The 23,073-nt window shown below is 50.8% G+C and carries 17 protein-coding genes; 13 read left to right on the top strand and 4 right to left on the bottom strand.

All coding sequences use genetic code 11. From position 1 onward, the window contains the following. Position 1: 1 nt before the first annotated feature. A complete protein-coding gene (locus EC843_RS02930) occupies positions 2–1,474 on the bottom strand; it encodes a PLP-dependent aminotransferase family protein (protein ID WP_133521571.1) in 1,473 nt (490 codons plus the stop codon). Positions 1,475–1,584: 110 nt separating this feature from the next. On the opposite strand from EC843_RS02930, the gene puuE reads away from it, so the two are divergent. The 4 genes from puuE (at position 1,585) to EC843_RS02910 (ending at position 6,509) form a co-directional block, all read left to right on the top strand. Beyond that, complete coding sequence (gene puuE / locus EC843_RS02925; RefSeq protein ID WP_133521570.1) at positions 1,585–2,850, top strand: 4-aminobutyrate transaminase; 1,266 nt, start codon at positions 1,585–1,587, stop codon at positions 2,848–2,850. A gap of 11 nt (positions 2,851–2,861) precedes the next feature. Next, on the top strand, positions 2,862–4,313 hold the full coding sequence (locus EC843_RS02920; RefSeq protein WP_121815633.1) for an NAD-dependent succinate-semialdehyde dehydrogenase: 1,452 nt from the start codon (positions 2,862–2,864) through the stop codon (positions 4,311–4,313). Positions 4,314–4,341: 28 nt separating this feature from the next. Next, the gene (locus EC843_RS02915; RefSeq protein ID WP_133521569.1) at positions 4,342–4,917 is read left to right on the top strand and encodes a hypothetical protein; all 576 of its coding nucleotides are present in this window, start codon (positions 4,342–4,344) and stop codon (positions 4,915–4,917) included. Between the two features lie 113 nt (positions 4,918–5,030). Continuing rightward, positions 5,031–6,509, top strand: a complete 1,479-nt coding sequence (locus tag EC843_RS02910; protein WP_133521568.1) for an APC family permease — start codon at positions 5,031–5,033, stop codon at positions 6,507–6,509. A gap of 43 nt (positions 6,510–6,552) precedes the next feature. Here the strand turns inward: EC843_RS02910 and EC843_RS02905 are convergent, their stop codons facing one another. Next, a complete protein-coding gene (locus EC843_RS02905; protein ID WP_121813605.1) occupies positions 6,553–7,242 on the bottom strand; it encodes a cache domain-containing protein in 690 nt (229 codons plus the stop codon). A gap of 17 nt (positions 7,243–7,259) precedes the next feature. After that, entirely contained in the window at positions 7,260–7,994 is a 735-nt protein-coding gene (locus EC843_RS02900; RefSeq protein WP_133521567.1) for a GntR family transcriptional regulator, read from the bottom strand. Positions 7,995–8,171: 177 nt separating this feature from the next. Between EC843_RS02900 and EC843_RS02895 the strand changes: the two genes are divergently transcribed. From EC843_RS02895 to EC843_RS02880, 4 genes are read left to right on the top strand one after another with little or no spacing between them, the layout of a single operon-like run. Further along, positions 8,172–9,599: a gamma-aminobutyraldehyde dehydrogenase gene (locus EC843_RS02895; protein ID WP_133521566.1), complete on the top strand. Its 1,428-nt coding sequence runs from the start codon at positions 8,172–8,174 to the stop codon at positions 9,597–9,599. A gap of 35 nt (positions 9,600–9,634) precedes the next feature. Further along, positions 9,635–10,111 carry an ester cyclase gene (locus EC843_RS02890; protein ID WP_121813603.1) on the top strand — a complete coding sequence of 159 codons (477 nt, stop codon included), beginning with the start codon at positions 9,635–9,637 and terminating at the stop codon, positions 10,109–10,111. Positions 10,112–10,119: 8 nt separating this feature from the next. Further along, positions 10,120–12,012, top strand: a complete 1,893-nt coding sequence (locus EC843_RS02885) for an NAD(P)/FAD-dependent oxidoreductase (RefSeq protein ID WP_064546186.1) — start codon at positions 10,120–10,122, stop codon at positions 12,010–12,012. Between the two features lie 5 nt (positions 12,013–12,017). Beyond that, positions 12,018–13,199: a cytochrome c gene (locus tag EC843_RS02880; RefSeq protein WP_064546559.1), complete on the top strand. Its 1,182-nt coding sequence runs from the start codon at positions 12,018–12,020 to the stop codon at positions 13,197–13,199. Positions 13,200–14,147: 948 nt separating this feature from the next. On the opposite strand, the gene EC843_RS02875 is transcribed toward EC843_RS02880, so the two are convergent. Further along, positions 14,148–15,767 (bottom strand): phosphoethanolamine--lipid A transferase, encoded by a 1,620-nt coding sequence (locus tag EC843_RS02875; protein ID WP_133521565.1) that lies wholly within the window; start codon positions 15,765–15,767, stop codon positions 14,148–14,150. Between the two features lie 561 nt (positions 15,768–16,328). Here EC843_RS02875 and arnB point away from each other — a divergent pair. From arnB to arnT, 5 genes are read left to right on the top strand one after another with little or no spacing between them, the layout of a single operon-like run. Beyond that, on the top strand, positions 16,329–17,468 hold the full coding sequence (arnB, locus tag EC843_RS02870) for a UDP-4-amino-4-deoxy-L-arabinose aminotransferase (RefSeq protein WP_133521564.1): 1,140 nt from the start codon (positions 16,329–16,331) through the stop codon (positions 17,466–17,468). Position 17,469: 1 nt separating this feature from the next. Further along, positions 17,470–18,453 (top strand): undecaprenyl-phosphate 4-deoxy-4-formamido-L-arabinose transferase, encoded by a 984-nt coding sequence (arnC, locus tag EC843_RS02865; protein ID WP_133521563.1) that lies wholly within the window; start codon positions 17,470–17,472, stop codon positions 18,451–18,453. Then, positions 18,450–20,432, top strand: a complete 1,983-nt coding sequence (arnA, locus tag EC843_RS02860) for a bifunctional UDP-4-amino-4-deoxy-L-arabinose formyltransferase/UDP-glucuronic acid oxidase ArnA (RefSeq protein ID WP_133521562.1) — start codon at positions 18,450–18,452, stop codon at positions 20,430–20,432. Before arnC ends, arnA begins: the two co-directional genes overlap by 4 nt. After that, positions 20,429–21,325, top strand: a complete 897-nt coding sequence (gene arnD, locus EC843_RS02855; RefSeq protein ID WP_133521561.1) for a 4-deoxy-4-formamido-L-arabinose-phosphoundecaprenol deformylase — start codon at positions 20,429–20,431, stop codon at positions 21,323–21,325. Before arnA ends, arnD begins: the two co-directional genes overlap by 4 nt. A gap of 4 nt (positions 21,326–21,329) precedes the next feature. Beyond that, the gene (gene arnT / locus EC843_RS02850) at positions 21,330–22,991 is read left to right on the top strand and encodes a lipid IV(A) 4-amino-4-deoxy-L-arabinosyltransferase (RefSeq protein WP_133521560.1); all 1,662 of its coding nucleotides are present in this window, start codon (positions 21,330–21,332) and stop codon (positions 22,989–22,991) included. The last annotated feature ends 82 nt before the right edge of the window (positions 22,992–23,073 follow it).

Genomic DNA, 23,073 nt, shown 5'->3' with positions numbered 1-23,073 from the left:
TTCAGACGTTCTGCTTAATGATCTCCGCCAGACGAATAAACGAGGCCTCCATATCGCTATCCTGAATGCTGGCGAAACCGACTAATAATCCTTTCATTTTCTGTTGATTAAAATAATAACGCGACAATGGCCTGACGAGAATCCCTTCAGCATTCGCAAGTCTTGAGATACCAATATCATCCGCTTCAAGGGGGAATTGAATAATCAGATGCAGACCGGCGTTACTGTTAAAATAACCAAGATAGGCTTCACCCAGATACTGTTTAATCAGTTCCACCAATAAACTGCGGCGTTTGCTATATAACTGGCGCATTTTGCGAATGTGCGCGGCGTAATAACCTTCACGGATAAATTCTGCTAAAGCTGCCTGAACTATCTGATGACCACCGCGATAAAGCTCGTTATGCACCTTTTTAAGTGGCGCCGCTAACTGCTTGGGCAGCACGACATAACCCAGACGCAGTGCGGGATACAGCGTTTTACTGAAGGTGCCGATATAAATGACTGGGCTGTTTTCTTCCAGCCCTTGTAGTGACGGTATCGGCTGGCCTGAAAAACGAAATTCACTGTCGTAATCATCTTCGACAATCCAGCTTTTAAATTCCCTGGCCTGCGAAAGTAATAACTGCCGTCGAGGCAGGCTCATCACCGAACCAAGCGGATATTGATGGGAAGGGGTCACGAAGATTAATTTTGGCCGCACGGCGGGGGCCGGTTCTGGAACTAATCCCTGATCGTCGACATCACACGCCGTCATATTGACGGCATTGATGCGTAATATATTCTTAATGCCCCAATAGCCGGGCTCTTCAATCCACGCATGGTCGCCTGGGTTACATAACGTGCGGGTGACTAAATCCAGAGCCTGATGAATCCCTTCGGTGATTAATATCTGGTCGGTGGAACATTTTACTCCACGCGCGGTACGCAAATAATCAGACAACGCGGATTTCAACAACTCGAGCCCGCCGTCTGCGTCATAAGTCAGATATTGCGGGTCAGGGGACCTGGCGACGCGATCATAAATCTTCTTAAATATGCGGTGCGGGAAGCTATTCACATCGGGCACACCAGGAATAAAAGCCCCCCATTGCGCGGGGCTGGCACTGGCATTTCCCAGCAGTTCAAGGCCACGGTCTGAAAGAGTTGCAGGTGCGTCAGGCTGTGTGGTTTGTACCGTTTTAGTGACTTGCGTGGTGAGATTATCCAGCACACTTTCGGTGACGAATGTGCCGCTACTGGTGCGTGTTGAAATATAACCTTCTGCCTGCAACTGCTCATACACCCGTAATACGGTATTTCGCGACAGTGCCAGTTCATTTGCCAAATCCCGGGTCGGTGGCATGCGCGCTGCTGGACGTAAACTCCCTTCGAGGATGCAGTTGCATATCGCAACATAGAGTTTCTTATGAAGTTTCTCGCCAGGCGTGTGGATAAATGCCTGCTTGATCACATCTACGGCAAGTGAACGCATTTGGATCCTATTATTAAAACGATTTGGCTCTCGATTAAGGTACCAGATACTGTCTAAATGAATCAGGTAATACAACCTGTCTATTTGATAAATGTGTGAGGGATAAAAAAATGAGTAATAACGAACTCCATCAACGTCGTCTGGCTGCTACTCCACGTGGCGTAGGTGTGATGTGTAATTTCTTTGCCCAATCGGCTGAAAACAGCACCATCACTGACGTTGAAGGCAAGCAGTACATTGATTTTGCCGCCGGGATTGCCGTGCTGAATACCGGCCATCGGCATCCTCGCCTGGTGCAGGCGGTTGAGCAGCAACTTCAAGCGTTTACTCACACCGCTTATCAGATTGTCCCTTACGAAAGCTACGTTCAGCTTGCAGAGAAAATTAACGCCGCCGCGCCAATCGCTGGGCGTAAGAAAACGGCCTTTTTCACCACCGGGGCTGAAGCGGTAGAAAACGCGGTGAAGATTGCCCGCGCCCATACTGGCCGCCCTGGTGTGATTGCTTTTAGCGGTGGGTTCCATGGTCGCACTTACATGACCATGGCGTTAACCGGCAAAGTGGCTCCCTACAAAATTGGTTTTGGCCCATTCCCTGGGTCCGTCTTCCATGCGCCGTATCCGTCCGAACTGAACGGGATTTCCACTCACGATGCGGTGAAATCCATCGAACGCCTGTTTAAATCCGACATTGAGGCAACTCAGGTAGCGGCGATTATATTCGAACCTGTGCAGGGTGAAGGCGGCTTCAATGTGGCTCCGCCTGAATTTGTGGCGGCGATTCGCCAAATTTGTGATACCCACGGCATCGTGATGATTGCTGACGAAGTGCAAAGTGGTTTTGCGCGCACCGGCAAAATGTTTGCCATGAACCATTACGCGCATCAACCTGACCTGATGACTATGGCGAAAAGCCTGGCAGGCGGCATGCCGTTATCTGGCGTGGTGGGTAAAGCGGAAATTATGGATGCACCTGCGCCTGGCGGTTTGGGCGGGACTTACGCCGGTAACCCGCTGTCGGTGGCGGCAGCCCATGCGGTGCTGGATATTATTGCTGAGGAAAAACTCTGCCAACGAGCCGAAGCACTGGGCGAACGGCTGACATCTGCGCTGCGCGAGATCAAACAAAATTGCCCGGCCTTAGCGGAAGTGCGTGGCCTTGGCTCGATGATTGCCGCAGAATTTTACGACACCACAACTGGCGAGCCGTCTGCGGCAATTGCCCAGCAAGTGCAGAAACGTGCGTTGGAGCAAGGCTTGCTGCTACTGACCTGTGGTCAAAATGGCAACGTGATCCGTTTCCTTTATCCGCTGACCATCCCTGATGCTCAGTTCGATAAAGCGCTGGATATCATTAAAACCGCGACGCAAATGTGAGACCCAAGATGATCAATTTAAACAATACAGACCTGCTGCTCGACAGTTGCCCGGTTGGCGGCGAGTGGAGCCACGCCCAGTCGGGTAAAACCATGTCGGTGGTCAATGCCGCGACGGGGCAGAAAATCGCCGAAGTGCCGTTGATGGGGCAAGCTGAAACTCAGCAGGCAATCGCGGCGGCAGAGATCGCGCAAAAAGCGTGGAAGATGCAGACTGCGGCAAGCCGCGCAAAAATCCTCCATCGTTGGGTGAGCCTGATTCAGGAAAATACTGAAGATCTGGCGCGGCTGATTACCAGTGAAGGCGGCAAACCGCTGGCTGAAGCGCGTGGCGAAGTAAACTATGCTGCCTCGTTCATTAGCTGGTTTGCGGAAGAGGCGAAAAGAGTCGATGGCGTGTTGTTGCAACCGACCAACCCGGATCAACGTTTTATCGTCTCGAAACAACCTGTTGGTGTTTGTGCGGCAATCACCCCGTGGAATTTCCCGGCGGCGATGATCACCCGCAAAGTAGCTCCGGCATTAGCCGCAGGCTGTGCAATTATCGTTAAGCCCGCGGAACAAACACCACTGACCGCGCTGGCGTTAGCCAAACTTGCCGAACTGGCAGGTTTGCCAAAAGCCCTGTTGCAGGTCATTACCGGAGATGCCAAAGAAATTGGCGGTGAACTGTGTCGCAATGCCACGGTACGCAAACTCAGTTTCACCGGCTCCACGGAAACAGGGCGCTTATTAATGGCGCAATGTGCTCCGACCATCAAAAAGCTCTCGCTGGAGCTTGGCGGAAATGCGCCGGTTATTGTCTTTGACGATGCCGACCTTGGGCTTGCCGTAAAGGGCATTATGGCGTCGAAATTCCGTAACAGCGGGCAAACCTGCGTGTGCGCCAACCGCATCTACGTGCAGAGCGGGATTTATCAAAAGTTGTGCGATGAACTGGTGAAAGCGGTTGAAGCCCTGAAAGTCGGCAATGGTATGGATGACGGCGTGACACAAGGGCCGCTTATCAATGCCAAAGCGATTGAAAAAGTTGAGCTGCATCTGAATGACGCGCTGCAAAAGGGCGCCACGCTGTTAACTGGCGGCCATAAACATCCGTTGGGTGGCAATTATTTCGCTCCGACCGTGGTGGCCAATATCACGCAAGAGATGCGTTTTGCTCGTGAAGAAACCTTCGGGCCGGTGGCTGCGCTGTTTAAATTCGACCGTGACGACGAAGTAGTGAATTACGCCAACGATACCGAATTTGGCCTTGCCGCGTATATATTCACGCAGGATGCGAAGCGCCAGTGGCAAATTCCTGAAGCACTGGAATACGGCATGGTAGGGGTCAACACCGGGCTGATTTCCAACGAAGTTGCGCCATTTGGCGGCATCAAGCAATCAGGGCTGGGGCGCGAAGGCTCACGCTTTGGGATTGATGAGTATTTAGAGATGAAATACGTCTGCGTTAACCTCGCTTAACCCATTCACATTTACAACCTTCTGGCGGGTGACGCTACGCTTACCCGCCCTACAAAATCCTGACTTCTGGTGGGTGACGCTGCGCTTACCCGCTCTACAAAATCCAAATTTCTGGTGGGTGACACTGCGCTTACCCGCTCTACAAAATCCTGACTTCTGGCGGGTGACACTGCGCTTACCCGTCCTACAAAATCCAAATTTCTGGCGGGTGACGCTGCGCTTACCCGTGCTACAAAATCCAAATTTCTGGCGGGTGACACTACGCTTACCCGCTCTACTAAATCCAAATTTCTGGCGGGTGACACTACGCTTACCCGTGCTACAAAATCCTGACTTCTGGCGGGTGACACTGCGCTTACCCGCCCTACAAAATCCTGACTTCTGGTGGGTGACGCTGCGCTTACCCGCTCTACAAAATCCAAATTTCTGGTGGGTGACACTGCGCTTACCCGCTCTACAAAATCCTGACTTCTGGCGGGTGACGCTACGCTTACCCACCCTACAAAATCCAAATTTCTGGTGGGGGACGCTACGCTTACCCGTGCTACAAAATCCAAATCGTAGGTCGGATAAGCGTAGCGTCATCCGACAATTCTCTTGTTAAAATCTCGCTCAAAATCTTTAACAATTATGTGACATTGAGCGTATACATATAACATATTATGTTTTATAAAATACACACACTGCCTGCCCTTATGCCACATAAAGAGAAAAGATATGGACCAGACGACAGACAAACAACATCACCAACATCAGCCAGTTAAAGGCGAGCAATTCAACCGCTCGATAGGGCTGATGTCTAACTTCGCATTGGGATTTACCTACCTTTCGCCACTGACTGCGGTTTATTCGCTGTTTGCGTTGGCCGTGACGCTCGCGGGGCCACCGGCTATCTGGTGGATATTGATTGTGGCGTGCGGGCAACTACTGGTGGCGTTAGTCTTTGGTGAAGTGGCCTCGCAATATCCGATTACCGGTGGCTTATATCCGTGGGCGAGAAGACTTTGGGGTAAAAAATATGCCTGGATTGCCGCCTGGATCTATCTTTGGGCGTTAGTGGTTACCATTACTTCGATTGCGGAATACACCTCTACCTTCGTGGCCTCGTTATTCCACTACGCCACTAGTGCGGGCAATATGATGGTGACGTCGGTCGTCTTGCTGCTGATTATGATGGTCGTGAATATGTCAGGCACCAAAAACCTGGCTCGCGTGGCGAGAATTGGTTTCTGGTGTGAAATCGTCAGCGTTATTGCACTCGGCATTTATCTGCTGATATTCCATCGCTCGCAACCTTTCTCCGTGGTATTTGACTCGATGGGCGTGTTGGCTAACGACGGCAATTACACCACCGCCTTTATGTCAGCATCTTTGATGGGGTTGTTTATGTTCTTCGGCTTCGAAGCCTGCGGTAATGTGGCAGAAGAAGTGAAAAACCCAGGTAAGAAAATTCCCGTGGCGATGATTTTAAGTATCGTGTTTGGTGCCATCTCTGCGGTAATTTCGATTATGGGTTATTTGTTATCGTCCCCAGATTTAGTCAATATTGTAAACGGTAAAATTTCCGACCCGATTCCGGCGATTCTCAACGAAGCGTTGGGGCCAACCGGTGCTACGGTCTTTATTGTGGTCGCGGTGATTGCGATGTTGTCTTGTATTCTTTCTTTGCAAGCTGCCTTGAGCCGTCTGATATTTTCCTTCTCCCGCGATAACATGCTACCTGGCAGCGAATGGATGTCGAAAATCTCCAAACATAGCGTGCCGGATAACGCCATGATGGTGAGCTGTTTGTTACCGGTGATTATCTGCGTGTGGGTCTATTTCCAGCCTGATAGCCTGGCGCGTATTACCGCATTTGCGGTCATCGGTATCTATATTTCCTTCCAGATGGTGGTACTGGCGGCATTGCGCCAGCGCCTGAAAGGGTGGAAACCTGCCGGTGAATGGACGGTGGGTTCGTGGGGGATTATCGTCAATATTCTGGCACTGGCTTACGGGTTGTGCGGTATTTGGTTACTGGCGCAACCGGCCCAGAGTGAAAACTTTATGGACCGCTGGACGGTGCTGATAGGACTGGCGATTGTGATTGGTTCGGGCCTGATTTATATGTTCGTCAGCAAACCGTTTGGTCGCTCGAGTGCACCCGAGAATGATGCGATTGAATACGCTCGTAAATTAAATACCGAACAAGGTTAATATCAATGTCGGATGTCGCTTAGCGTAGCGACATCCGACTTATTCACATATATAAATTAAAATAATCATTCTCAAAGACAATACTCGTCACACTGGCATCCAGTAAATCACCGACGCGGAATCGTGGATGGGTAGAGAAAATAATTCTGCGCTCTTTATTGGTTAGAATAACTTTATCATTAGCCGCATAAGGTAATAGCTCATCCTCTACACGGCTGACTAATAAATCTATCGCCGCAACACCTAAAAACTGATCCTGAAAATGAACCGGGACGGCGCAGGTGAGGGTGTACGAAGTATTGCAAATATAGTCGACGTAGGGGCCATGGATAAAGGCGTTATCCACCGATGGCGCTTGCTTAAACCATTCAAAGGTACGGAAATCCAGGCGCTGTTGTGTGGCCTGGTCCAAATCCAGATTCACCTGTTTTACACCATCGGCTTTCTTATACCACCACTCCAGAAGCCAGAATTCCTTATTGCTGACGCTGCTTTCAATATGGCTGGCAAAACCGGCACCCGCACAGTAACCATTACTATTCAGAGTTTGTTTAATATGATCCTGAATGGTTTTTCTGACTGACGGCTCAAGCAGATGCTCCAGCTTAACGTCTTTAATTTCAGCCAGCGAAGCTTCAATTTCCCTGGCAAGCAACACGGTGGATTCAATAGTCGAGTTAATGATTTTATCAATTTTGGTGCTTAGAGTACGGAGTGATGTTGTTTGTAGCATATTTATGCCTGTTGTTTTTATTGGTTATTATTTACGTTGTGCTTCAATTTATTTTCTATCAGATAGAAAGTAAACGTGTCGATTAATTTTTTGGCAATGTTAACTGACTCGATTTCAGTGTGAGATTCCAGCGTGTCAATTAACGAGATATACAGATCAACAATCTCGCGATGTATATTTTCTGAACGGAACAGCATCGCCACCAGTGACGACCATTCAGATTGCAAAATCAGCTCCTGGTTTGCCAGACGTGCTGACTGTGAACAGGCGGCAATGGCTAACAAACAGCGCATGTCGGCCTGAGTACGTGCCTCGGGCGTGGTGGAGGCGGCAAGTACTGCAACAAAGTCGCGCAGGCGGGTAATATCGGCGTTCGTCATACGGCGCGACGCAAGCCTTGCGCTGTGGCTAATAATCGCGCAGTGCATCTCGCCCAAATCAGACAGGTAATCAGTGCTCAGGGTTTTAAAAGGATTAAGAGAGTGACTTAATTCCCACGCTTGTTCGCACACAAAACTGCCACCGTTACGCCCACGCACCGTATGAATTAAATTATTCGCGCGCAGCGTGTTTAACGCTTCCCGGATGGTGATGTGCGAAACCCCCATCATTTTTGCCAGATCGGCTTCATTCGGTAGCTGCTCGTTTGCCTCAAGCAGGCCGGTAATAATGGCGTTGGAAAGCCGCTGAACTATCTGATCGGAACGGCTGGCCTGACCGATTGGCGCGAATATCACCGCATGCGTAATCATAATTTTCCCTGAAGAGAGACTCCTTGAATAAGGCCACTGAACATAGCATACAAGCGCTGCGTAAAGAATCACTTCGGAATGGGATGTATATCATATTGTTAGCAAAATGTTATTGAATTTAAACTTCATCAAACATATTACATAATATAATATATGTTTAAACCAGCGGAGAGCACGATGAAGATTCTGAAGCATTTTATCAATGGGCAATATGTCGCGGGTTCGCAGGAGAACCTCTTCGAGTTGGTTAGCCCGGTGAATGGTGAAACCTACGCACTGTCGCCGAGCGCCGGTCGTGCGGAGGTCGAGCAAGCTTATCTGGCGGCGAAAACAGCTTTTGCGGTGTGGAAGCACTCCACGCCGTCGCAGAGACAGCGTGCGCTGCTGAAACTGGCGGATGAAATTGAACGTAATGTTGAACGCCTGATTCAGGCGCAAAGCGAAGAAACCGGGCAACTACGGCATTTCATTGAAAAAGAAGAGATTGCGGCATCCTGTGATGCGCTGCGTTTTTTTGCTGGTGCTGCGCGTTGCCTGGAAGGAAAAGCCTCCTATGAATATGCCGAGGGCTTAACCTCGACGATTCGCCGCGAACCGCTGGGGATTGTCGGCCAGGTCACCCCGTGGAACTATCCCTTCATGATGGCGGTGTGGAAAATCGCACCGGCACTGGCCGCTGGAAACACGGTGGTGTTAAAGCCCAGCGATACCACGCCCATCAGCACGTTGATTCTGGCGGAACTGGCAGCACCTCTTTTCCCGCAAGGGGTATTTAACGTGGTGCTCGGCAAAGCGGAAACCGGCTCGCTGGTGGTGTCCAGCACCGAAGCGTCACTGGTTTCGATAACCGGTTCGGTTCGTGCGGGGTTGCAAGTTGCTGCCTCTGCTGCGGCTAATTTGACCAAAGCGCACCTTGAATTGGGCGGTAAGGCTCCGGTCATCGTCTTTGCCGATGCCGACATTGCCAAAGCGGTGGAGGTCATCACCACCGCAGGGTTCTTCAATGCTGGACAAGACTGCACCTCGGCGACGCGAATTTTGATTGAAGACTCTATCTATGCGCAATTCCTCGAAAAATTGGTCACCAAAACCCGCGCCATCAAATTTGGCACGCCGGAAGATAAAGACGCGTTGTACGGCGCGTTAAACAGCCGCAACCAACTAGAACAGGTCAAAGGTTTTATCAGCCGCCTGCCGTCACACGCCGTCATCGAAACTGGCGGCAAAGCGGGGGATGGCCCAGGCTTCTATTTTGAACCGACGATTATTTCCGGGCTTGATCAACGCGACGAGGCCATCCAGCACGAAGTGTTTGGCCCGGTGATGACAGTGCAGAAGTTTTCCTCCGAGGCGGAAGCACTGGAGAAGGCCAATGATGTGGAATATGGCCTGGCGGCGAGCATCTGGACCAGCAACCACAACCGCGCCCAACGTTTCAGCATTCGCCTGGATTTCGGCACCGTATGGATTAACAACCATATTCCTCTGTGTGCGGAGATGCCTCACGGCGGTTTCAAAAAATCTGGCTATGGCAAAGATTTATCATCCTACTCACTGGATGAATACACGCGAGTGAAACACATCATGTGTGACATCTCTGAATAATTAACGCCGCTCCGATTAGACTTTAAGGTGATGAAATGAAAGCAATGAAAGTCGCTGTTCTGTCCCTGGCGCTGTTCTCAAATTTGGCATTAGCGGAAGTGTCTCCGTTAACGGTGGTTAAAGATTATATGTCGGCGTGGAATGCCCATGACGCCGCAAAGGCCGCGCAATATTTATCCAATGATGTGGTGTATTACGATGCCGCCAGCGGTACGCCGGTGAAAGGGAAAAGTAACGCCGAAAAAGAGGTGATAGGCGCGTTTATTAAAGCGGTGCCAGATTTAACCTGGAAAATGACCAGCAAGCCAGTTTACGATCACGACACTATCGCTTTTCGCTGGGAATTCAGCGGTAAAAATAGCGGCGAATGGGCGGGAAGCCCGGCCACAAATAACCCGATTAAATTTGAAGGAGTCAGTTATATCACCGTCAATAACGGGAAAATAACCTGGCAGGGCGATTACTACGACTCCAAAAAGCTCGACGAAGAACTAAAGCCACAAGCTAAATAAGGACTGATATGTCTATCACCAGACGTGATTTTCTCAATGGAGTGGCAATTACTATTGCCGCAGGGATGACACCACTTGATTTTGCAAAAGCTGCCGGAAAAGCCAGTGTGATGATTGGCGATGACTATTATCCACCGCAGCTCACTGGGCTGCGTGGGAATCATCCCGGTTCTTTTGAAATGGCACATGCGATTGGCCGCGATCATGAAAAATTTAGTACCGACCATCTGCCCATCGAAGAAGAATATGATCTGGTGATTGTTGGCGGCGGGCTAAGTGGTTTATCTGCCGCCAGCTTCTGGCATGATTTGGCGGGTAAGAATAGCAAAGTGCTGGTGCTCGATAATCATGATGATTTTGGCGGTCACGCGAAACGTAATGAATTTAAAGCGGACGGCAAAAAAATCATTGGCTATGGCGGCAGTGAAGCCTTTCAATCGCCGAGCCGCAATTTTAGCGATGAGGTAAATGGGCTGCTGTCTACCGTCGGCGTAAGCGTCGTCAGAATGAAGGAAAGCTTTGACGTTAATTTCTACCCCGATTTAAAACTCAGCCGTGGCGTTTTCTTCGACAAAAAGAACTTTGGTGAAACCAAAATTGTCAGCGGTGATCCTGGGCACGCCGTCGCTGATGATATTCCGCGCGATAAACTCAATGGTCGCCCCCTTGAAGCATTCATTAATGATTTCCCGTTGAGCGAAAGCGATCGCAAAGCCATTTTGGATCTGCATGTGAATCCAGTGGATTACCTGAAAGGCATGACCGCCGACGAAAAATCCGCGTGGATGGACACCCACAGTTACCGCGATTTCCTGGTAGAAAAAGTCGGCTTGAGCAAAATGGCGCTGATGTATTTCCAGCAACGCACCAACGACTTTTTTGCCATCGGTATTGAAGGCGTAAGTTGTAGCGATGCCCGAACCTGCGCGCTTCCGGGAATGGATGCCATGGATTTACCGCCGCTTGATGAAGAGGCACAGGCCGATCTCGATGAACCCTATGTTTATCATTTTCCTGATGGTAACGCCGGGCTTGCGCGGCTGATCGTCAGGCACCTGATTCCAGATGCGCTGCCGGGTAACACCATGGAGGATTCCATTACCGCCAGGCTTCATTATGAAAAGCTCGATCTGCCGGAAAACAGCACACGCCTGCGCCTTAACAGCATGGTGATTAATGCGGCCAATAGCGAAGACGGTGTGGTGGTGACTTACGTGAATGACGGTAAAGCGCATCGCGTGAAAGGGAGAAAAGCCATCATGGCGGGTTACAACATGATGATCCCGTATCTGGTGCCTGAAACGCCGGAACAGCAAAAGGCTGACCTGCGGCTCAACGTTAAAGCGCCGCTGGTGTACACCAATGTGGTGGTCAAAAACTGGCAGTCATTCATGCAATTAGGCATCCACGAATTTTATTCACCCGCCGCACCATATAGCCGCGTGAAGCTGGATTATCCGGTCAGCATGGGCGGTTACCAGCATCCGCAAAATGCCGATCAACCGATGTGTCTGCATATGGTTTATGTACCGACGTATCCGGGAAGCAAATTGAGTGCGCGCGAACAATTCCGCCAGGGGCGGGCGTATTTACTGGGTACGCCATTCGACACCCATGAAAAAATGATTCGTACACAATTGCAGGAAATGCTCGGGCAAACCGGTTTTGACCATGAACGGGATATTACTGCCATCACCGTTAACCGCTGGGCGCACGGTTATTCTTACTACGCCACCGCCTTGTTCGATGATATGGACAAAATGCCCGAAATCATTGAGCGCGCGCGTCAACCCATTGGCCGCATTGCGATAGCCAACTCTGATTCCGACTGGGACGCCTACGCGCATACCGCGATTGACCAGGCGTGGCGCGCGGTCAACGAACTTAAAGCGATGGGATGAGCGACATGAAACAGACTTTATTGGCTATTGGCTGCTTGTTCGTCGCGGGGAATGCCGCCGCGAGTTCGGCAGGCGAATATATGGCAAAGATTTCAGATTGCGTGGCGTGCCACACCACCGAAGGCGGAGCGCCGATGGCGGGCGGGAAAAAGTTCTCCACGCCGATTGGCGATATTTACGCCACTAACATCACGCCGGATAAAACCTTCGGCATTGGTAATTATTCATACGAAGAGTTCGAAAAAGCCGTCAGGCAGGGCATCGCAAAAGATGGGCATCCGTTATATCCCGCGATGCCGTATCCGTCCTACGCCAAAATGACGGATCAAGATATTCGCGCACTGTATGACTATTTCATGAATGAGGTTCCGGCGGCGGATACAAAAAACAAAGACAATGAGATCCCTTTGCTCTTGTCGGCCCGCTGGCCTTTGCATGTCTGGAACTGGTTGTTCGTCGAAGAGACGGCCCCTGAAAATAAAACCGGGCAGCCCACTGATTTATTAGCCCGAGGTGCTTATCTGGTGGAAGGGCCGGGGCATTGTGGTGCGTGTCATACCCCAAGAGGTGTGACGATGCAGGAAAAAGGCTATGACGCCTCCAGCGCTGAATATCTGACGGGGGCGATGATTGAAGGTTGGTATGCACCTTCGTTGCGAAACATTTCTATGTCGAGAGATGAATTAAAAGACTTGCTGCGCATGGGGCGCAGCCAGCACGATGCGCTTTCCGGGCCAATGAGTGAGGTGGTGACGCAGAGCACGCAGTATCTGACCGACAAAGATCTGGATGCGATAGCGTTTTATTTGCTGAACTTTAACCACAAAAATGGCGTGCCGGTGGCTGCCGATGGAGCCATTGTTTATGCGCCGACAGACGGTAAAACGCTGTATTCGATGTATTGCTCCACCTGCCACGGTGATGACGGAAAAGGCAAAGATTTCACCGTCCCTTCGTTAGTGAACAACACGGTAGTCAACGCCAAAGACCCGTCATCATTGATTTCCGTGGTTTATCAGGGCGCCGAAACACCGCAAACCCACGGCAATATTTCTTTCAAAATGCCGGCATATAAAGAGGTGATGTCTGACGATGAAATGACCAATGTGGTTAATTACGTCAGAGGAACGTGGGGCAATGGCGCGTCGCAGGCGACCAAAGATGAGGTTAGTGCGATAGCGAAATAGAGTCCTGCGGTGGATGACGCTAGCGCTTATCCACACTACAAAACAAAGCCTTATGAAACCGCGTAGCTCGGATAAGCGCAGCGCCATCCGACATTTTCAGGTGTAACGACAGGCGCAAGCGGTGGATGACGCTGGCGCTTATCCACCCTACAAAACAAAGCCTTATGAAACCGTGTAGGTCGGATAAACGCAGCGCCATCCGACACCACTGGCGTAAATGGTGGATGACGCTGGCGCTTATCCACCCTACAAAAACAAAGCATTAATGAAACCGCGTAGGTCGGATAAGCGCAGCGCCATCCGACATTTTCAGGTGTAACGACAGGTGCAAGCGGTGGATGACACTGGCGCTTATCCACCCTACAAAACAAAGCCTTATGAAACCGCGTAGCTCAGATAAGCGCAGCGCCATCCGACATTTTCAGGTGTAACGACAGGCGCAAGCGGTGGATGACGCTGGCGCTTATCCACCTTACAAAACAAAGCCTTATGAAACCGCGTAGGTCGGATAAGCGCAGCGCCATCCGACACAACTGGCGTAAATGGTGGATGACGCTGGTGCTTATCCACCCTACAAAACAAAGTCTTATGAAACCGCGCAGGTCGGATAAACGCAGCGCCATCCGACACAACTGGCGTAAATGGTGGATGACGCTAGTGCTTATCCACCTTACAAAACAAAGCCTTATGAAACCGCGTAGGTCGGATAAGCGCAGCGCCATCCGACACCACTGGCGTAAATGGTGGATGACGCTAGTGCTTATCCACCTTACAAAACAAAGCCTTATGAAACCGCGTAGGTCGGATAAGCGCAGGGTCATCCGACACCACTGGCGTAAATGGTGGATGACGCTAGTGCTTATCCACCCTACAAAACAAAGCCTTATGAAACCGAGTAGGTCGGATAAGCGCAGCGCCATCCGACATTTTCAGCTGTCTGACGTTGGATTAACTCCGGCACCCGCGGAACAAATCACTATCCGCGTGGTAATCGCGGGTGGTGATGTCCCAAATCCCCAGCACCGATGAGAACAAGTTGTCATGGGAGTACGGGTTCTTCGCAGCATTATTTTTCAGACACGTCATATTAATGTGCTTATCCGCGATAAAGCCGGGTGACATCCACACCTGCATCGGTATATGCGTTTGCTGATCCGGTGCCAGTTTGTACGGCGTGCCGTGCAGATACAGGCCACTTTCCCCCAGAGACTCGCCGTGGTCGGACACATACAGCAGCACGGTGTTGTACTTGTCGCTATAAAGTTTGAGCTTTTCAATCATTTGTGCCACGACATAGTCGGTATAACGAATGGTGTTGTCGTAGGTATTGACCAGTTGTTCTTGCGTACAGTTTTCAATGTCGCTACGCGCACATTCCGGCATAAAGTGGCGTTGTTTAGCCGGATAACGCTGGAAATAGGTCGGCCCGTGGCTACCAATGATATGAAAGGCAACCAGCTTATCCCCGGCCATTTTTGCCATCTCTTCATCGATATTTTCCAGCATCACCTCGTCGAAACAGGTTTCACCATTACACAATTTCGGGTTATCGGTCGGTTTAATTTCGATAGTCGGTAACCGTTTACACACGCCTTTACAGCCACCGTCATTATCTTTCCACAGCAGCGAAACCCCGGTTTTTTGCACGATATCGAGGAAGTTTTCACTGTTAGTCGCTTTTTTGGCGTTGTACTCGGTGCGGTTCATATTTGAGAACATGCAGGGTACGGAAACCGCAGTGGCCGTGCCGCACGAATGAACGTCCTTAAACGAAATAACATCGCCACTTTGGCTGGTGAAAGCGTTGGTATCACGCTCATAACCGTTCATCGAGAAATTCTGGCTACGTGCGGTTTCGCCAATCACCAGGAACATTAGTGTCGGTTTGTCTTTATTGGCAACACGTTTGGCGTCATCACCCAATGTCTGGAACGGTTCTTTGGTGGTGAAGTAGGTATCTTGCAGATAGCGGACGGTACTGTAGACGTAGTTCGCCGGGATAATCTCTTTGTTTAGCGTTGAGTTATTGCGCCCGACAGAGGCGTAGTCCTGGTAATAAAGTGCGGCCACACCCGCAATTAGCAACAGTGATGCCGCCATAGACAACAAACGGTATGTAATGCCCTTATACCACTTGGCTGGATATTCAATCTTAATTAAAAACAGCAAGATAGCCGGAAGTATCCCGGTCAGCAGCAGCCATAAAATGATCGAGCCATTCAGATAAGAATGGGCTTCTTGTGGATTGGTTTCGACGATGTTTTGGATCATAGACTGATCAAACATCACTTTGTATTTCAGCGTCGAGTAACTGACCATTGAGCCTGTCACAAATAACAGGGCAAAAAACGGTTTCAGCAAAAATCGAATCGAAAAGGGCATAAAGACAAAGTTAAGTGCCGCAACCAATACAAACGCTATGGAGATGGCAAAACCCATTTTGACGTGCTCAAGGTGCGTCAAAATATCGTAAAAATGCAGTAATACGGGCCAGTTAAGCAAGAAGGCAAAAACCACCGCCAACAGTAAAACCAGTGGGATAAGCTTAATCCTGAAAAGTACGGGCATTAATATCTCCGAATAATTGCCGCCAAAGTAAATACCATTTGGAATCTAAAACGTGCTGGCAATTTTTTACCAAGTGTTTGAAATTTGCTCAGAACAAATAAGTTGCAGTGAAGTTAAGAAATACCCTCTTAAATATCCCAAAAAACAACTCACGATTTCTGTTTCAAGAGTGGTTATTTATTCATTACAAACCTTAATTTAACCTTAATAGATTAAAAACACTTAAAAAAACATGAGCCCTATAGATGGTATTTTCGTTAAAAGTTAATGTATTCATGGTGTTGTGTTGGTTTTTGTGGTTTTGGGATGTCTGTCAGTATTTTCCATTAAGGTGATTTTTATTCTGGCTGGTGCAATCTTAATATTGAGCTAAGAAAACTCTGTTAAGTTGATTTCAATTTAATCGCGGTTTAGATAACTGCATTTTGAATCAGTCATGTTGCACGTTTATTTAATAACACAGGGTCATGATAAATACATTCGTGCAACGTCTTAATCTGGAGTCACTCCAGGAGTGAACACCGTGCTGCTAATTCGTGCTGCTAATAATGGGAATATTCAATGAGTGAATTTCTGCCTTTCTCACGTCCCGCTATCGGGCCAGAAGAACTCGCCGTGGTGAGTGAAGTTTTGCAGTCCGGTTGGATAACCACTGGCCCAAAAAATCAGGCACTTGAACAAGCTTTTTGCGAGTTAACCGGCAATAAACATGCGATTGCTGTCAGCTCAGCCACCGCCGGAATGCACGTCGCGTTGATGGCAATGGGCATCGGTGCGGGTGACGAGGTAATTACGCCTTCGCTGACCTGGGTTTCCACCCTGAATATGATTGTGTTACTGGGCGCTGAACCGGTGATGATTGATGTTGACCGCAACACGCTAATGGTGACCGCCGCCGCCATTGAAGCCGCGATAACCCCGCGAACTCGCGCGATTATTCCGGTTCATTATGCCGGAGCGCCAGTGGATATTGACGCGATCCGCGCCGTGGGTGAGCGCCACCAAATTCCGGTGATTGAAGACGCGGCACATGCGGCGGGAACGTACTATAAAGGCAAACATGTTGGCGACCGTGGGACGGCAATTTTCTCGTTCCATGCGATTAAAAACATGACTTGCGCAGAAGGCGGGTTAATCGTCACCGACGACGAGGCGTTCGCCAACCGCATGCGTAGCCTGAAATTCCACGGGCTGGGTGTTGATGCCTTTGACCGCCAGACGCTTGGCCGTGCGCCGCAAGCCGAAGTGATAGCGCCTGGTTACAAATACAATCTTGCCGATATTAATGCCGCTATCGCGCTGGTGCAGTTAGGCAAACTTGCGCAAAACAATGCTCGCCGTACAGAAATCGCCGGACGTTACTTAGCTGAACTGGCGAACACGCCTTTCTTGCCGCTTATCCAGCCAGAGTGGGAACACCAGCACGCCTGGCATCTATTTATTATTCGCGTTGATGAAGCGCGTTGCGGCATTTCACGTAACGAACTTATGGAAGCCCTGAAAGCAAAAGGCATCGGCAGCGGTTTGCATTTCCGCGCCGCCCATACCCAGAAGTATTACCGCGAACGATACCCAACTCTCTCTTTACCCGATACCGAATGGAACAGTGAGCGAATTTGCTCTATTCCGTTGTTCCCAACGATGACTGATGACGATGTCTCCCGCGTGATCAACGCGTTGCGTGAAGTCGCAGGAAAATAATATGACCAAACCAGTAGCCATCCACAAAGTCTCTGTGGTGATCCCTGTTTATAACGAACAAGAAAGCTTGCCCGAGCTTATCAAACGCACTACCGCGGCGTGTGAAACGCTGGGTAAAGATTACGAAATCCTGCTGGTTGATGACGGTAGCACTGACAATTCAGCCGATATGCTAAGCGATGCCGCCGAAGCGCCAGGCAGCCATATTGTTGCGGTGTTACTCAACCGCAATTATGGGCAACACAACGCGATTATGGCGGGCTTTAGCCATGTTACCGGCGATTTGATTGTCACGCTGGATGCGGATTTACAAAACCCGCCAGAAGAGATCCCCCGCCTGGTGGCGAAGGCCGATGAAGGTTACGACGTGGTCGGCACCGTGCGCCAGAATCGCCAGGATACCTGGTTTCGCAAACGTGCTTCACGGCTGATCAACCGCCTGATTCAGAGCACCACCGGCAAAGCGATGGGCGATTACGGCTGCATGCTGCGCGCCTACCGTCGCCACATTATCGACGCGATGCTCAATTGCCACGAACGCAGCACCTTTATTCCCATTCTGGCGAATACCTTTGCGCGTAAAGCCACGGAAATCCCGGTGCATCACGCCGAACGCGAATTTGGCGATTCGAAATACAGCTTTATGCGCCTGATTAATCTCATGTACGACCTGGTCACCTGCCTGACGACCACACCACTGCGCATGCTCAGTGTGTTTGGCAGCATCATCGCGGTAATGGGGTTTGCGCTGTCCGTTTTGCTGGTGGTTTTACGACTTGCCTTCGGGCCGCAATGGGCGGCGGAAGGGGTGTTCATGCTCTTCGCGGTGCTGTTTATGTTCATCGGCGCACAGTTTGTCGGCATGGGGCTATTAGGGGAATACATCGGCAGGATTTACACCGATGTCCGTGCCCGGCCACGTTACTTTATTCAGCGGGTGGTTAGCCGCGAGTCAGCTTCAAATTCTGAGGAAAATCAACAATGAAAGCTATCGTTTTTGCTTATCACGACATGGGCTGCGCGGGTGTTAACGCACTGGTTGCCGCCGGTTATGACATCGCGGCTATTTATACCCATCCTGATTCACCTTCTGAAAACCATTTCTTTGGCTCAGTGGCGAGAACGGCAGCGGAACATAGTATCCCGGTTTATGCACCGGATGACGTCAATCACCCGCTGTGGGTCGATCGTATTAAATCGGCACAGGCTGATGTGATTTTCTCGTTCTATTACCGCAACTTGTTGTGCGAAGAAATTCTGCAAAGCGCAACGGTCGGGGCATTTAATCTGCATGGCTCGTTATTGCCAGCCTATCGTGGCCGCGCGCCGCTGAACTGGGTGTTGGTGAACGGCGAAACCGAAACCGGCGTTACGCTGCATCGTATGGTTAAGCGTGCTGATGCCGGTGCCATCGTTGAGCAAAATCGCGTCACGATTACGCCACAAGACACCGCGCTAACCCTGCACAAGAAACTGACGGAAGCGGCTACTGAACTGCTGGAAGATATTCTGCCAGTCATCAAAACCGGACATTTCCCGCAGGTTGAGCAAGACCACAGCAAAGCAAGCTTAGTTGGCCGCCGGACACCGCAAGATGGCTGCATTAACTGGCAATCCACGGCGCAGGAAATTAATAACCTGGTGCGAGCCGTTACCGACCCATGGCCGGGTGCTTTCAGCTATGTTGGCGGCAGCAAATTTATCGTCTGGAAAAGCCGTGTGCTGGAAGGGTTGCAGGCAGCGAAAGCCGGAACCGTGCTGTCCGTCAGCCCGCTGGTGATCGCCACGGGTGGCGGTGCACTTGAAATACTCACCGGGCAAACGGACAACGGCGTATACATGCAGGGCGCGCAACTGGCGCAAACTCTGGGTCTGGTCGCGGGGGCGTTACTCAGCAGCCAACCGGTTTCGGCTATTAAACGCCGCACTCGCGTGCTGATCCTTGGAGTAAACGGTTTTATCGGCAACCACCTGACCGAGCGCCTGTTGCAGGACGACAACTTTGAAGTGTACGGGCTGGATATTAGCTCTGATGCCATCAGCCGTTTCCTCGGCAACGCGCGCTTCCACTTTGTGGAAGGCGACATCAGCATTCACTCCGAGTGGATTGAATACCACATTAAGAAATGTGACGTGGTGCTGCCGCTGGTGGCGATTGCCACGCCGATTGAATATACCCGTAATCCACTGCGCGTCTTTGAGCTAGATTTCGAAGAGAATCTGAAGATTATTCGCGACTGCGTGAAGTATCAAAAACGCATTATCTTCCCGTCTACCTCTGAGGTGTACGGCATGAGTACCGATAAGGTCTTTGATGAAGATAACTCGAACCTGATTGTTGGCCCCATCAACAAACAGCGCTGGATTTACTCGGTGTCCAAACAACTGCTCGACCGCGTGATTTGGGCTTATGGCGAGAAAGAGGGTTTGCGCTTTACGCTGTTCCGTCCGTTTAACTGGATGGGGCCACGCCTCGATAACCTGAATGCTGCACGTATCGGTAGTTCACGCGCCATTACCCAGTTGATTCTCAACCTGGTAGAAGGCTCACCGATTAAGCTGATTGATGGCGGGCGTCAAAAACGTTGCTTCACTGATATCAGCGACGGTATCGAAGCGTTGTTCCGTGTTATCGAGAATAAGAACAACAATTGCGATGGGCAAATCGTCAATATCGGTAACCCGGACAATGAAGCGAGTATCAAAGATCTGGCTGAAATGCTGCTGGCGAGCTTTGAAAAACACCCGCTGCGCAACCATTTCCCGCCGTTCGCTGGCTTCCGTGAAGTGGAAAGCAGCACCTATTACGGTAAAGGTTATCAGGACGTGGAACACCGTAAGCCAAGCATCCGCAATGCACAGCGCTTACTAAACTGGACGCCAACGGTCGAGATGGGAAAAACCATCGACGAAACGCTGGATTTCTTCCTTAATACAGTTGAACTGACGGAACCTCAGGCATGAGAAAAGTTGGCCTGCGCATTGATGTAGATACATGGCGGGGCACCCAACAAGGGGTTCCGCATCTTCTTGAGATCTTAAGTTTGCATGGTATTCAGGCCACATTTTTCTTAAGCGTTGGCCCGGATAACATGGGCCGCCATTTGTGGCGCCTGGTGAAACCGCAATTCCTGTGGAAGATGCTGCGTTCGAAAGCCGCATCGCTCTACGGTTGGGATATTTTGCTGGCGGGTACCGCATGGCCGGGCCGCAAAATCGGTGACGGCAATGTGGAGATCATTGCAGCGGCGGCGGATCATCATGAAGTCGGGTTGCACGCCTGGGATCACTTTGCCTGGCAAACCTGGGCGGGTGTCTGGGAGAACGCGCATCTTGAGAAACAAATTCGCCTTGGCCTGGAATCATTGGGCCAAATTGTCGAGCAACCGGTGAGCTGTTCAGCGGTTGCCGGATGGCGTGCTGACCAGCGCGTGGTGCGGGCAAAAGAGTCGTTCAAATTCACTTACAACAGCGACTGCCGCGGAACCACACCATTTCGCCCGCTATTACCCGATGGTAGCAGCGGAACGGTACAAATTCCGGTGACGCTACCGACCTGGGATGAAGTGATTGGTAAAGGGGTCAGTCGTGAAGGCTACAACCGTTTTATCCTTGACCGTATTAAGCAAGATAGCGGTACGCCGGTGTACACCATTCACGCCGAAGTGGAAGGGATGGTGATGCGCAAAGACTTTGATGAACTGCTGACCATGGCAGCACGGGAAGGTATTCAGTTTTGCCCACTTAGCGAACTATTACCGCAAGATTTAACCACTTTGCCATTGGGGAGAGTGGTGCGCGGTGTGGTCCCAGGTCGTGAAGGCTGGTTAGGCTGCCAACAACTTATCGGGCGCTAAACGGATGAAATCAGCAAAGTACTCGCTTGTTCTGTTATTAGGTTTTGCTCTGCTTTACCTGCTGCCGCTAGAATTCCGCGCCCTGTGGCAACCGGACGAAACACGCTATGCGGAAATCAGCCGCGAGATGCTGGCGGCGGGTAACTGGATCGTCCCGCATTTTCTCGACGTGCGTTATTTCGAAAAACCGGTTGCCGGATACTGGATCAATAATCTCAGCCAGTTGATTTTCGGCCATAACAATTTCGCGGTGCGCTTTGGCTCGGTGTTTTCTATTACGCTAAGCGCACTGATGGTGTGTTGGCTGGCGTTGCGTATCTGGCGTGACAAGACCGTTGCGGTGCTGTCTGGCGTGATTTTCCTGACCTGTCTGCTGGTTTATGGCGTGGGCACCTACGCGGTGCTGGACCCGATGATCACGCTGTGGCTTGTAGCGGCGATGTGCAGCTTCTGGCTTGGCACCCATGCGCAGACCCGCGCCGGAAAGGCGGGCGGCTATATTCTGCTCGGCCTGGCCTGCGGCATGGGGGTGATGACCAAAGGTTTCCTTGCATTAGCGGTGCCGGTGCTGGGCGTGTTGCCGTGGGTGATTGCACAAAAACGCTGGAAAGAGGTGCTGTTGTTTGGCCCGCTGGCGGTATTGAGCGCGGTGGTTATTACCTTGCCGTGGGCGTTGGCTATTGCCAAAGCGGAGCCGACATTCTGGAACTATTTCTTCTGGGTTGAGCATATTCAGCGTTTCGCCGAGAAAGACGCGCAGCATAAAGCGCCATTCTGGTATTACATTCCCTTCCTGATTGCCGGTTGCTTACCCTGGCTGGCGTTGCTGCCGGGTGCACTAAAACGCAGTTGGCAGGAGCGTTCAAGCGAAAGCGGCTCGCTCTATTTACTGGGCTGGGTGGTGATGCCGCTGCTGTTCTTTAGCATCGCGAAAGGCAAATTACCGACTTATATTCTGCCGTGTTTTGCCCCGCTGGCTATTTTGCTGGCGCGCCATGCTACGCAATTACTGGCTTCGACTCGCACCCTGAAAATCAACGGCTGGATAAACGTCGCTTTCGGCGGGATTTGTACCTTAGCCGTGCTGGTGGTACTGGCGCCCTGGGGCGTGGCAAAACATCCGCTTTATGCCAGTCACGAAGTGCTCAAAGCGATACAGGCGGCAGTGGCTTTCCTGGTCTGGGCGCTGGTCGGCTATCTTACCCTGCGCAATAACGCCAGGCACTGGCAGTGGGCGGCAATATGCCCGCTGGGTCTGGCGTTGTTAGTTGGCGGCGTGATTCCTGACAAAGTTATCGATTCCAAACATCCGCAAGTGTTCATCGACGTAGTGCGCCCGGAGCTGGAGAGCAGCCGTTATATTCTTGCCGATAGCGTCGGGGTAGGCGCGGGTATCGCCTGGGAGTTAAAGCGCAGCGATATTACGATGTACGCCAAACCGGGGGAGCTCAATTACGGCCTGACGAATTTCGTCGATGCGCAAGATAACTTTGTCTCCCGCGAGGATTTCGCCAGCTGGCTGGCGGAACATCGCCAACAAGGCAATGTTTCGTTGGTGCTGTTGCTGTCGAAAGATAAAGTGCCGGAAGACCAGGATGTACCACCGCCCGATAATATTTATCGCAAAGGCCGCTTTGTGCTTTTCTTCTATGAAAAAACGCCATGATAGCGTGCTGACAAAGGCAGAAAATCTGGTTTTGTAGGGTGGATAAGCGTCAGCGCCATCCACCATTTTGAAGTGAACCCCG

The sequence above is a fragment of the Buttiauxella sp. JUb87 genome, assembly GCF_004361975.1.
In the GTDB taxonomy this organism is placed as follows: Bacteria; Pseudomonadota; Gammaproteobacteria; order Enterobacterales; family Enterobacteriaceae; genus Buttiauxella; species Buttiauxella ferragutiae.
This window is presented reverse-complemented; position numbering and strand designations above follow the sequence as displayed.